11 protein-coding genes and 1 riboswitch are annotated in these 12051 nt (G+C 72.6%); of the genes, 7 read left to right on the forward strand and 4 right to left on the reverse strand.

Annotated elements, in window-relative coordinates:
- Window positions 1–26 precede the first annotated feature (26 nt).
- From EJ357_RS02835 to EJ357_RS02855, 5 genes are read left to right on the forward strand one after another with little or no spacing between them, the layout of a single operon-like run.
- Window positions 27–1202, forward strand: a complete 1176-nt coding sequence (locus tag EJ357_RS02835) for an ATP-grasp domain-containing protein (RefSeq protein ID WP_126388260.1) — start codon at window positions 27–29, stop codon at window positions 1200–1202.
- Window positions 1199–2884: an IucA/IucC family protein gene (locus EJ357_RS02840; protein WP_126388262.1), complete on the forward strand. Its 1686-nt coding sequence runs from the start codon at window positions 1199–1201 to the stop codon at window positions 2882–2884. The genes EJ357_RS02835 and EJ357_RS02840 overlap by 4 nt, the downstream gene beginning before the upstream one ends.
- Window positions 2881–4089, forward strand: coding sequence for an MFS transporter (locus tag EJ357_RS02845; protein ID WP_126388264.1), 1209 nt, complete (start codon window positions 2881–2883; stop codon window positions 4087–4089). The genes EJ357_RS02840 and EJ357_RS02845 overlap by 4 nt, the downstream gene beginning before the upstream one ends.
- Window positions 4089–5897, forward strand: a complete 1809-nt coding sequence (locus EJ357_RS02850; RefSeq protein ID WP_228472937.1) for an IucA/IucC family protein — start codon at window positions 4089–4091, stop codon at window positions 5895–5897. Before EJ357_RS02845 ends, EJ357_RS02850 begins: the two co-directional genes overlap by 1 nt.
- The gene (locus EJ357_RS02855; RefSeq protein ID WP_126388266.1) at window positions 5894–7105 is read left to right on the forward strand and encodes a type III PLP-dependent enzyme; all 1212 of its coding nucleotides are present in this window, start codon (window positions 5894–5896) and stop codon (window positions 7103–7105) included. The genes EJ357_RS02850 and EJ357_RS02855 overlap by 4 nt, the downstream gene beginning before the upstream one ends.
- 83 nt (window positions 7106–7188) lie before the next feature.
- Here EJ357_RS02855 and EJ357_RS02860 read toward each other — a convergent pair whose 3' ends face one another.
- Window positions 7189–7449 (reverse strand): hypothetical protein, encoded by a 261-nt coding sequence (locus EJ357_RS02860; protein WP_126388268.1) that lies wholly within the window; start codon window positions 7447–7449, stop codon window positions 7189–7191.
- Between the two features lie 170 nt (window positions 7450–7619).
- Here EJ357_RS02860 and EJ357_RS02865 point away from each other — a divergent pair, with 170 nt between their 5' ends.
- Window positions 7620–7985 (forward strand): nuclear transport factor 2 family protein, encoded by a 366-nt coding sequence (locus EJ357_RS02865; RefSeq protein WP_126388270.1) that lies wholly within the window; start codon window positions 7620–7622, stop codon window positions 7983–7985.
- Window positions 7986–8049: 64 nt separating this feature from the next.
- On the opposite strand, the gene EJ357_RS02870 is transcribed toward EJ357_RS02865, so the two are convergent.
- The gene (locus EJ357_RS02870) at window positions 8050–9234 is read right to left on the reverse strand and encodes an alanine--tRNA ligase-related protein (protein ID WP_126388272.1); all 1185 of its coding nucleotides are present in this window, start codon (window positions 9232–9234) and stop codon (window positions 8050–8052) included.
- Between the two features lie 306 nt (window positions 9235–9540).
- Window positions 9541–9624, forward strand: a riboswitch (ZMP/ZTP riboswitch).
- A gap of 23 nt (window positions 9625–9647) precedes the next feature.
- On the opposite strand from EJ357_RS02870, the gene EJ357_RS02875 reads away from it, so the two are divergent.
- Window positions 9648–10496 (forward strand): bifunctional 5,10-methylenetetrahydrofolate dehydrogenase/5,10-methenyltetrahydrofolate cyclohydrolase, encoded by an 849-nt coding sequence (locus tag EJ357_RS02875; protein WP_126388274.1) that lies wholly within the window; start codon window positions 9648–9650, stop codon window positions 10494–10496.
- Window positions 10497–10505: 9 nt separating this feature from the next.
- On the opposite strand, the gene EJ357_RS02880 is transcribed toward EJ357_RS02875, so the two are convergent.
- Window positions 10506–11495 carry a CU044_5270 family protein gene (locus EJ357_RS02880; protein ID WP_126388276.1) on the reverse strand — a complete coding sequence of 330 codons (990 nt, stop codon included), beginning with the start codon at window positions 11493–11495 and terminating at the stop codon, window positions 10506–10508.
- On the reverse strand, window positions 11488–12021 hold the full coding sequence (locus EJ357_RS02885) for an RNA polymerase sigma factor (protein ID WP_126388278.1): 534 nt from the start codon (window positions 12019–12021) through the stop codon (window positions 11488–11490). The genes EJ357_RS02880 and EJ357_RS02885 overlap by 8 nt, the downstream gene beginning before the upstream one ends.
- Window positions 12022–12051 lie beyond the last annotated feature (30 nt).

Genomic DNA, 12051 nt, shown 5'->3' on the forward strand with positions numbered 1-12051 from the left:
CCGCTAGCGGAAGTTGCTGCTCTGCCATGCGTCTGTACCTGCTCGCCCTCAACCCGACCGACTCCGTCACCGAGGGCTTCCTGCCCGCCGCCGCGCGCCTCGGCCTGGACGTCACCGTCCTCACCGACCAGCCCGACGCCCACCGCCGCACCTACCCGGAGATCGAGATCCTGGAGTGCGACGTCCGGGACCACCGGGCCGTGATCACCCGGATCTCCACCCACCACCGCCCCGACGCCGTCTTCACCAACAGCGACCACCTCCAGACCCAGGCCGCCCTGGCCGCCGCCTACTTCGACCTCCCCGGCAAGGACTGGCGGGCCACCCTGCGCTGCAAGGACAAGGCCGAGATGCGCCGCCGCCTCGCCGCGGCCGGCGTGGACACCGTCTGGTCGGCCGAGCTGACCGAGGCGGTCGCTCCCGGGGACGCACCGTACCCGTGCGTGGTCAAGCCGCGCGAGGGCGTCGCCAGCGAGGACGTCGTCCTCGTCCACGGCCCGGAAGACCTGGTGGCCGAAACCAAGTCGATCCTGGAGCGCCGCCCGGGCGCCGTGCTGGTCGTCGAGGAGTACCTCCCCGGCGAGCTGTTCACCCTGGAGACCCTCGGCGACGGGAACGTCCGCCATGTGCTCGGCGGCTTCCACACCGAGCTGTCGCCGCCGCCGTACTTCATCGAGGAACGCCTCACCTTCGTCCCCGCCCACCCCGAGCCGGTCGTCGAGCAGGTCCTGGCGCAGCTGGACGCGCTGGGCGTCGGGTTCGGCGCCTGTCACACCGAGTTCGTGGTGCACGAGGGGCGGGCGCGGATCATCGAGGTCAACTACCGCGCCATCGGCGACCAGTGCGACCTGCTGCTGGCCCGCCTGCTTGAGATCCCGCTCTTCGAGCACATCCTGCGCACCCACCTGGGCGAGCCGCTCCCGGCCGACCTGGGCGCCCGGCGCGACGGCGCCGCCCGCCTGGAGTACCCGTGCGCCGACCGCGCCGGCACCCTGGTCGGTGCCCCCGAGGCCACGGACCTCGACGTCGACGGGGTGCACCTGACGTACCGTCCGCTGCGGTCCGTGGGCGAGTGGCACGAGCTGTACATGACCAACCGGGACTACCTCGGGGTGCTGCGCGCCACCGGAACCGACCAGGGCACGGTGGACCGGGCGGTGGCCGACTTCCTGGCCGAACGGCAGTGGGAGATCCAGCCGTGAGCGCCCCGACCGTGACGGACACCTGCGAGGCGGAGCTGCTCACCCGTGTGCTCAGCGCCCTGCTGCGCGAGGACGTGGTCGGGCTGCGCACGCGCAGTGCGCTCCTGCACCGGCCGGACGGTGACTGGCTGAGGCTGCCCACACCCGGGGGTGACGCGCTGCTGCTGCCCGTCGGGGAGGACGGCTACCAGAGCGAGTACGCCGCCCGGCTGCCGCTCCTCGTGCGGGAAGCCGACGGCACCGAGCTGACGTCGTACGACACCGTGCTCGGCGCGCTGCGCGAGCTCGCCGAGCCCGTGGACCGGGGCGGCTTCGACGCCTTCGCCGAGGAGTGCCGGCAGACGCTGGCCACGACACGGCTGCACGTGGCGACGCGGACGGAGGTCCTGGCACGGCTCGAACCCGGGACCGGCCTCGGCGGCGGTCTGGCGTACGACGCGCTCGCCGCCCGCCTCGACCACCCCGTCTACCCGACCGCGCGCGGCCGCTCCGGGCTGACGGAGGAGCAACTGCGCGCGTACGCCCCGGAGTTCCACCCGCGTTTCGCGCTGCGGTGGCTCGCTCTGCCCCGGGAGTCGGTCACCCTGACCGGCACGCTCCCGCGGCTCTGGCCCACACCGGCGACGCTCGGCCTGACCGAGGTGCAGGACACCCATCTCGCGCTGCCCGTCCACCCGTTGACCGTCGAAGCACTGTCGGACGCCGACGGCCTCCCGGGCGGCGCGGTCCTCGCCGACCGCGCCCACCTCGATGTCGTACCCACCCTGTCGATGCGCACCGTCGCCACGGTCGCGGATCCCTCCCTGCACCTCAAACTCCCCCTGGCCACCGCCACGTTGGGCCTGCGCAACAAGCGGACCGTCAAGCCCGGCACACTCGTCGACGGCGCGGTGGGGCAGCGGCTGCTGGAGGCCGTGATCGCCCGTGAGCCCCGCTTCAGGGACACGATCCTGCACGCCGACGAGACGACGTACGCGCACGCGGGCCATGAGCTGCTGGCCGTCCTGTGCCGCCGCTACCCCGCCGGGCTCGACGACTCGACGGTCGTTCCGCTGGCGGCCCTCCTCGCGCAGGCCTCCGACGGACGGCCGGTCATCGACCATCTCGCCGACCGCTTCTACGGCGGTGACCCGCTCGCCCTGCTGGACGCCCTGCTGACGCTGCTGTTCGACTGGCAGACCACGCTGTTCGGGTACGGCATCGCGCTGGAGTCGCACCAGCAGAACATCTCGGTGGTCCTGCGGCCGGGCGGCGACCTGCGGCTGCTGTTCAAGGACAACGACGGGCCGCGCATCAACGCCGAGCGGCTGGACGCCGTACTCCCCGGGCCGTGGGACTTCGACGACGCTCGGATCTTCGCTACGGACGACGGTCCGGTGGCCGATGTGTTCGCCACCATCACCGTCCATCTGTGCGCCGGCTCCTACGCGTTCGGCCTGCCGAAGCACCGTGACGCCCTGCTGGACCTCGTCCGCGACCGGCTGTCGCAGGCCGTGGACCGGCTCGGCGGCGACGCGGCGGCCGTCCTGCGCGCCCGTGTCCTGGACGCGCCGCGGCTGCCGGTGAAGGCGATGGTCTCGGCGGGGACGCTGCTGTCCAAGGAGCGCTCGGGTGCGGCCGACATCAACAAGCACTACACGAGCGGACCCAACTACCTGCTGCGCGGCGGTGGTTCGGCATGAGCGCGCAGGCGCTGCGCATGCCGCGCCCGGGGTTCGGGCGCGGGCATGTGCAGGCGGTGGCCGGCTGCTACTTCGTGGCCTCGTTCGCGGCCCTGGGGCTGCCGCCGTACCTGACCGAGATCCTGCCGGAGCTGGGCGACCACCAGGCCCGCTGGGCGGGGGTGCTGTACATCGTGCCGACCGTGTTCGGCGCGCTCGGCGCCCCGCTGTGGGGGCGGCTCGCCGACCGGTACGGCCGTAAACGGCTGCTGCTGCGCGCCCAGTTGGGGCTCGCGGTGTCCTTCGTGGTCGCGGGCTGGGCGGACTCGATGGCCACCTTCACGGTGGCGTTGGTGCTCCAGGGCGTCCTGGGCGGGACGTTCGCCGCGTCCAACGGCTATCTGGGCGCCGCGCTGGAGGGCCCCGCGCTGTCCAAAGCGCTCACCCTGATGCAGGGCAGCGCGCGGGCGGCGCTGGTCGTGGCGCCGATCGTGGTCGGATCCCTGTCGGGCTGGCTCTCCCCGCACCGTCAGTACGCGCTGCTCGCCGTACTGCCGCTGACGGCCGCTCTGTTGCTCGCCGCACTTCCCGAGCCGGAGCCCGTCGAGCAGCCGCAGAGCCGGCCGGAGACGGTCGACGCGGCGGCCCCGGTGGTCTCGCTGAAGGTGCTCTACGCCCTGGAGTTCGCCTTCGTCTTCTCCACGGTCATCTCCTTCCCCTACCTGATCGCGCTCGTCGACGACCGAATACCGGGGACCTCACCGGCCCTGTCCGGCGTGCTCTTCGCCCTGCCCCACCTGGTCTATCTGGTGGCGGCACTGGCGGTGCACGCGACATTCCGGGACCGTCCGAGGGCCGGGATCGCGCTCGGCTTCGCCTGTATCGCGCTCGGCCTCGCCGGGCACGCGGTCGCCGGTTCGCCGGCCTCGCTGATCGCCGTACGACTGCTGCTGGGCGTCGGACTCACCCTCGGCCTGGTGTCCCTGTCGGTGCTGGCCGCCGACTGTGCCAAGGGCCGTGCGCCGGGGGGCATGTTCGGATCACTGGAGTTCTTCTCCAAGGCCGGCGCGGTCGCCGCCGGAGTGGCCGCGGCGGCGGGCAGTGCCCGCTTCGGACCGGCCGCGCCCGTGCTCATCGGCGGCGCCGCCGCCGCAGTCACCGTCATCGCCACGCTTCTCCTCTCCTCACTCCCCGCACTGAACCACCGCACCCGCCGGAGCAGCTGATGCCCTCCCTGACCGACTCGCTCGGCAGCGCCCCCAAGCTCTCGACCCCGCTCGAACAGCGCGGCACCCCCGCCCCCCGCACCTCTTTGCCCACCGCCGACGACGCGGTGGCCCACACCCTGCTCAACTGCCTGCTGCGCGAGGTCTCCGGCCCCGAGCACCAGACCGTGGTCACCGACGGCCACCTGCTGCTGCGCCTGCCCCGCCGCGGGGTCCTGCTGCGCGCCGCCCTGCGCCGTACCTCGCTGCTCGGGGCGCACCGGTTCACCGGCCCGGTGAGCGAACAGCGCGACGGCGACTGGACCGAGGTGGACTGGCGTCGCCTCGCCGAGTACACGCACGACGAGCTGACGCTGCGCACGGGCGTGCGCAACGATGAGTTCCTGAAGCAGATCGCCTCCAGCCACGAGGCGGTGGCGACCGCGCTGGCCGGCCCGCGAAGTCCCTCGGACGCCGCCTCCGAGGACCGGCTCTCCGCCTACCTCGCCTCGGAGCAGTCCCTGCTCTTCGGCCACCGCTTCCACCCCACACCGAAGGCCCGCACCGGCGATCCGCGCGCCTGGTCCGCGTACGCCCCGGAGGTCGGGGCCGCCTTCCCGCTGCGGCACCTCGCCGTGCGCGCGGACCTGATCGCCGAGGAGTACGCCGACGCCACGGCCGTCGCCTCGCTGGACGGGCAGCGCACGGACGTCCCCGAGGGCTACCGGCTGCTGCCCGCCCACCCCTGGCAGTACGAGACGCTCAGCGAGCATCCGCTGCTCCGCGCGGCCCTCGACCGCGGCGACGTCCTCGACCTCGGCCCCGGCGGACGGCCCTTCGCCGCCACCGCGTCCGTCCGCACCCTGTACGACGGCGAGAGCTTCCTGAAGTTCAGCCTGAACGTGCGGATCACCAACTGCCTGCGCAAGAACAGCAGTTACGAGCTGTCGGGCGCCGTCGCCCTCACCCGCGTCCTGGCCCCGGCGCTCGCCGACCTGGCCGAGCGGTTCCCGGGCAGCGCGGTGCTGCGCGAGCCCGCCTACCGCACGCTGGCGCTCCCCGGACCGGACGGGACGCCGGACCGCGAGCTCTTCGAGGGCTTCGGCGTCATCGTCCGCGAGGGCCTGCCGCAGCGGCTCGCGCCGGGCACCACTCCCCTGCTGGCGGCCGCGGTCGCCGACGAGTACCCGACCGGCGCCGCGCACATCTCCCGGCTCCTCGCCGGCGCCGACGAGCAGGCGGCCCTCGACTGGTGGTCGGCGTATCTCGACCTCCTCCTGCCTCCCGTCCTCGCCGCGTACTTCGACCACGGCCTGGTCCTGGAACCCCATCTGCAGAACGTCCTGATCTGCGTCGACGGCGACGGCAGGCCCGCCCAGGTCCTCTTCCGCGACCTGGAGGGCACCAAGCTGGTCCCCGACCACCACGCGGACACGCTCGCCGGGCTGCCGCCCGAGGTCGCGGGCCCGATGACGTACGACGCGCAGCGCGGGTGGGACCGGGTCGTGTACTGCCTGCTGGTCAACCATGTCGCCGAGCTGCTCGCCGCCCTCGCCGACCTGCACCCGACGGCGGAGGCCGCGCTGTGGGCGCGGGTGCGGGCCACGCTCGATGCGTACACCGACCGGTTCGGCTGCCCGCCGCGCATGGCGGCCCTGCTCGCGGGCGTGCCCCTGCCCGCCAAGGCCAATCTGCTCACCCGCTGGGAGCGCAAGGCCGACCGCGAGGCCGGGTACGTCCGGCTGCCGTCCCCGCTCGCCGAAGCCGTCCTGGGCGGCGCGACAAGGGCCACCACCGCCCCGCGTGACACGACCGGGGGCACCCGATGACCGAGCCGACACCCGCGGTCCGCGACCGCGCCCTGTCCCTGCGGCCCACCGAACTGCCCGCGTACCTCTACGACTTGGCGGCCCTGCGCGACCACGCCGCCGCCGTGCGCGACGCCCTGCCCGAGCGGGTCGAGCTGTACTACGCCGCGAAGGCCAACCCGGAGCCGGAGATCCTCGCCGCGCTCAGCCCGTACGTCGACGGGTACGAGGTCTCCTCGGGCGGCGAACTCGCCCACGTCGCCAAGGCCGTGCCCGGCCGACCGCTCGCCTTCGGCGGTCCCGGGAAGACGCCGGACGAGGTGACGGCCGCGCTGGAGGCGGGGGTCGAGCGCTTCCACGTCGAGAGCGCGTACGAGCTGCGCGTGCTGGCCGAGTTGGCACGGGCGTACGCGCCGGGTCGGCGGGTGGCGGTGCTGCCGAGGGTCAACCTGCCGGTCGCCGACGGGTCGTTGGCGGGCAGCTCGCTGGCGATGGGGGGCCGTCCGACGCCCTTCGGTACGGACCCGGCGCAGGCCGTCGAGATCGTGCGTGCGCTGACGGACGGGACGTATCCGCACCTCGAACTGCGCGGTATCCACGCCCACTTGGCCAGCGGCCTGGAGGCGGCCGAGCAGGTCGCGGTGGCGGAGTCGATCGTGAGCTGGGCGACGGGCCTGGGTGTGCCGCTCGCCGAGGTGAACGTCGGCGGCGGCATGCACGTCGACTACGCCGACCCGGAGCGCCGCTTCGACTGGGCCGCGTACGGCAAGGGTCTGGCCCGCCTGGCCGAGGCGCACCCGGGGCTGACCCTGCGCATCGAGCCGGGCCGGGCCCTCACGGCGTACTGCGGCTGGTACGCCACCGAGGTGCTGGACGTGAAGCGGAGCCACGGCGAGGAGTTCGCCGTCGTGCGAGGCGGCACGCACCACATGCGGACCCCGGCGACGAAGGGCCACGACCAGCCCTGTTCCGTGCTGCCGGTGGACTCCTGGCCGCACCCCTGGCCACGGCCCGCTGCGGAGGGCGAGCGGGTCACGCTGGCCGGTCAGCTGTGCACGCCGAAGGACGTGCTGGCACGCCGGGTGCCCGCGGCCGGGCTCCGGGCCGGGGACCGGGTGGTGTTCTCGCTGGCGGGCGCCTACGCGTGGAACATCTCCCACCACGACTTCCTGATGCATCCCGGGCCGGGCTTCCACTTCCTGTCGCCGCAGGACCGAAGCGCCGGGTAGCGAGTCGTCACTCTCAGCACACACGAGCGGCACACACGAAGGGCCGCCCGGCACGATCCGGGCGGCCCTTTCGGTGTGTCGACCTAGCGGAGGTGTCCCAGCTGCGCCGGGTTCAGGGCGTTGATGCGGTCGAGGTGCCCCAGCTGCTGGGAGACCCGCGGGACCCGGGTCTTGTGCTGCTCGGGGATACCGGTCGTGGCGAGCGAGTCGAGCGTGCTGATCGGGTTCAGCGGTCCGCCCGCGTTCCGGGTGTCCACGGGGTGCGCGTTCGCCAGCGGAGCGGCGAGGCCGGTGATGCCGGCGGCGAGACCAACGGCGGCTGCGATACGTCGTGTTGAGATCATGCTTTCAGCAACGCGGGCGGCCCGCCGCCGGACACGGCCGCCCGGCGGCGCTCACCCGTCAGGCCCAGCGCACCGGGCGCGCTTGCCGAGTCCGGCGAGGCGGAGGAGTCTCGGAGGAGAGGTCTTCGCGGCCGCCCCTCGTCCTGCCGCGGGCCTCGGAGGAGGTCACCATGGGCACTGCCACAAGCCCTTCGTTCGACACCGAGACACTGCGCCGGGGCATAGAAGGACAGACCCCGGAGACACTTCTGTCGCTGTACGCGGACGACGCGGAACTGCGCGTCGTCAACCGCAACACCCAGCCCAGCCACCCCAAGGTGCTGCACGGCCGCAACGAGATCGCGGACATGCTCCTCGACGTCTACAGCCGCGACATGACGCACAAGCTGGAGGGATGCGTCATCCAGGGGGACCGGGCGGCCTACAGCGAGTCGTGCGAGTACGCGGACGGGGTGCGCGTCCTGTCCGAGTCCATGATCACGCTGCGCGACGGCAAGATCTCCCGGCAGATCCTGATCGAGGCGTGGGACGAGTAGGAAGGTGGGAGAGGAACGGCCGAAGGTCCGGGCCACCCACGGCTGACCTGGACCTTCGCCGTGGTCAAGGGGTTCTCAGCGTCGTGACCAGGTCACGCGGCAGTCCGTGGGTGTCATGGAGGTAGCGGTAGTCCTCGTCGCTCAACGGGCCCTCGAACTGCGGCCTGCCGAGCACCCGGCGGCCCCGCTCCAGCAGCCTGCCGAACCGCCGTTCCTCGTCCAGCAGCACCTCGCGCACCGGACCTGTTCCGCCGGGCCGGCGGAAGTGGTCCAGTGTGTGCCGCAGGACCTCCTCGGGCAGGTCGGAGAGGGTGCGCGAGGGGTCGTCGCGCCACAGGGTGGTGAGGGCACGGCGGATCAGCCTGCGCAGGACGTAGCCGCGTCCGGTGTTGGAGGGCCGTACGCCTTCGCCGATGACGACGATGCCGGACCGCAGGTGGTCACAGACGAGGCGCCTCGACGTGCCGTCCAGGTGCCACAGCGAGGGCAGGAGCCTCATCCAGGGTTCGAACAGGTCGATGTCGTAAACGGAGTTGTGGCCCTGCAGCACCGTCACGAGCCGCTCCAGTCCCATCCCGGTGTCGACACCGGGCTGTTGGAGGGTGTGGAGGCTGCCGTCCCCGAGCCGGCGGTAGCGCATGCTCACGTGGTTCCACACCTCGACCCACCTGGGGTCGCAGGTGGGGGTGCCCTGTGGTGGCGTGCCCAGATCACCGGTCCAGACGAAGATCTCGGAATCGGGGCCGCACAGGCCGACGGGACCGTGGGACCACCAGTTCTCCTCGCGGGTCGGCTCGACGGGCAGCCCCAACTCCCGCCAGGTGCGCAGCGATTCACTGTCGGGACCGACCTGGTCGTCTCCCCCGAAGACGGTGACGTACATCCGCTCCGGCGGGATCCCGAATCCGTCGCGCAGCAGCTCGTACCCCCAACGCAGGCTCTGTGAATGGCCGTAGTCGCCCAAGGACCAGGAGCCGAGCATCTCGAACACCGTCAGATGGGTCGGGTCGCCCACCTCGTCGAGGTCGCTGGTGCGCAGACAGCGCTGGACGTTGACCAGGCGCCGTCCCTGGGGATGCGGGCGGCCTTCCAGGTAGGGAGTGAGCGGGTGCATGCCCGAGGTGGTGAACAGCACCGGGTCGGAGGGCGGCGGCAGGAGTGTGCCGCCGGTGACCTGCTCGTGGCCCCGTTCGCGGAAGAAGTCGGTGAAGGTGCGGACGATCTGGTCGGTGGTCGGCGTGGTGTTCATCGCGGGTTCCTTCGGGTCGTCGGGTCATGACGACCGGAACGAGCCGCGGAACGGAGTGCGACGGGGAGGAAGAGGGTGGCGCACACCGGCGGTCCGTTTCCGGCCGCCGGGAGGAGTGGGATCAGGCGTGGGCAGCCGGGGAGCTGGTCGCTCGCGCGGCTGCGGTGCGGGTGTGCCTGATGACCTTCATGGAATCGACGGTAACAGCCGGGGTCCGAGCCGTCGCCGGGATTTTCCGGGCCCGAGCCTCGACCGGCGTGCGCGCGCCGAGCGGCCGCGTGGTCGCGGACGGCCTCCGCTATGGTGGCCGTGGGCCGTGACTGGCGCTGAGGTGGAGTACCACCGGGGAGCGACCTCGCAGAGTCGATGCCGTGCGCCTGGGCGAACCTGACACCCCAGCCCAGGAGTGGATCATGACCCAGGCCCGGCTCATGGATGGCACCGCGCTCGCCCGGCGCATCGTCGAGGAGACCGCAAAGCGGGCGGCCGACCTCACCGAACGCACCGGCTCCGCACCTTGCCTTGCGACCGTACTGGTCGGAGAGGATCCCGCGTCCGTCACCTACGTCCGGATGAAGCGGAACCGGTGCCGCACGGCCGGGATCACCTCACGCCATGTGCCGCTGCCCGCGGACACCACCACCGAGCAAGTCGTCGCCACCCTGCGCGAGTTGTCGGCCGACCCCGGTGTGCACGGCATCCTGCTCCAGCACCCGATGGGCCCGCACATCGACGAGCGGGCCGCGTTCGAGGCGATCGCGCCGCAGAAGGACGTCGACGGCGTCACCTTCGCATCCTTCGCCACGATGAGCTTCGGGCTGCCGGGGTTCGTGTCCTGCACGCCGGGCGGGATCATGCGGCTGCTCGACGAGTACGGCGTCGATCCGGCGGGCCGTCGTGCCGTGGTCGTCGGCCGCAGCGCGATCCTCGGCAAGCCGGCCGGCATGCTGCTCCTCGCACGTGACGCGACGGTGACGTACTGCCACTCCCGTACGACGGACCTCTCGGCGGCCGTCCGCGAGGCGGACATCGTCGTCGCGGCGGTGGGGCGCCCGCGGCTGATCCGGGGGCAGGACGTCAAGCCCGGCGCCGTGGTGATCGACGCCGGGTACAGCCCCGGGAACGTCGGCGACGTCGACTTCGACTCCGCCGTCGAGCGGGCCTCGCTGATCACGCCGGTACCGGGCGGCGTCGGCCCGATGACGATCGCCACGCTGCTGGAGCAGACCGTGGACGCCGCCGCCCGGCAGCTCGGGGTGTGACACAGGCTCTCAGCGCATCCAGGCGCTGTACGACATCACGTCGCCGGCCTTGACGCCGTACTCGGGCTCGGCCTTGGTGAAGGTCGTCTCCAGTCCGAGGACGGCGCCGTCGGCGGGGTCCATGATCAGCATGTGGCGAGCGCCGGACATCTCGTAGACGTATGCCTGCCCGCCGCGCCCCAGCCGGTCCCGCACCTGCCCGACGGGGCGCAGCCCCTCGGCGTCCGCCAGGAGTCCGGCGAGCACGGCGGACTCACGGGCGCCGAGGGTCCAGTGATCCAGCAGGATCTTCGTGGCATCGAGCAGTTCGGACGTGCTCAGCGGCTTGCTGTGGTCCGACAGGTGGGCACGCACCGCTTCTTCCAGATAGGCGCTCAGCTCCACGGCGTCGTGCGGCGGTGGCGACTTGGGCGGGGCGTCACTCCAACTCGGCGGGTACGTCTGCCTGCTGAGCACATGGCCGTCGTCGACGACGCGCGGCTCGCCGTCCCCCTCGACGAGGACGGGCCGGCCCGGATGGCGCGGGTCGGTCGCCACGACGATCTCCGTGTGGCTGTCGTCGGCGTTCCAGCGGACGATGCGCTCCTCGGGGAGGGTGATCGGCGGCTTGTCCTCGGACATGCCCATGCTCCACGACTGCACGTGCGTGCCCTTGCGGAGCTCGGGCTCCCCGTCCCGGGCGTCGGCTTTCGCTCGTTCGGCCAGGGTCTTCAGGGATACGGGGGTGGAGTCGGCCCGCACGACCAGCGGGCGGGGGGCGGCGATGGCGGGGGCGGTGGTCTGGCCGGTGAACAGCAGCGCCGACACGAGCGCGGCGACCACGCCGGTGGCGGCGAGTCCCCACAGCAGCCGGGGCCCACGGCGGGCGATGGCCGGCCGCTCGTGCAGCAGCCGGTCGAGGTGGCGTTCGGCGTTGTGGTCGAGCGGCCCGTCGCCGTAGTGGGGGCCGTCGGAGGGCACCGGGTTGGCGCCGCGCAGGAGGTCGAGTTCGTCAGCCATGGCCGTGTTCCTTTGCCGGGGTCGTGGGAGACATGCGGTCGATCTCGGCTCTCAGCCGGCGCCGCGCCCGGTGCAACCGCATCGACGCGGCCCGGCGGCCACAGCCGAGCACGACGGCGACCTCGTCGATGCCGAGCTCCTCCCAGGCCGTCAGGCGCAGCACCTCCTGGTCCGGCGGGGAGAGCCGGGCGAGCGCCTCGTGCACCCAGGCACCCGGTGACTCGGCGTCGGGGCCGGCCTCGATGTGCCGGCCGTGCGCCGTGTCGTCGTTGCCGAGCCGGTCGACCAGCCGTCGACGGCGCCCGTAACCGCGTACCGCGTTCGCCAGGCAGTTGCGTGCCACGCCGTACAGCCAGGGCAGCGGTGCGTCCGGGATGTCGTCCCGGCGCCGCCAGGCGACGGTGAACACCTCCGCCACCACTTCCTCGACCTCACTCGTACGCCCGTCCAGTCGCCGCGCGACATAGCGGCTGACCGCCCAGTAGTGCTCGCGATAGGCAGCGGCGAAGATCTCGTCGTTGCTCATGTCCCTTTCGTGTCCGGCACCCGCCGGATC

Source organism: Streptomyces cyaneochromogenes (assembly GCF_003963535.1).
GTDB lineage: Bacteria > Actinomycetota > Actinomycetes > Streptomycetales > Streptomycetaceae > Streptomyces > Streptomyces shaanxiensis.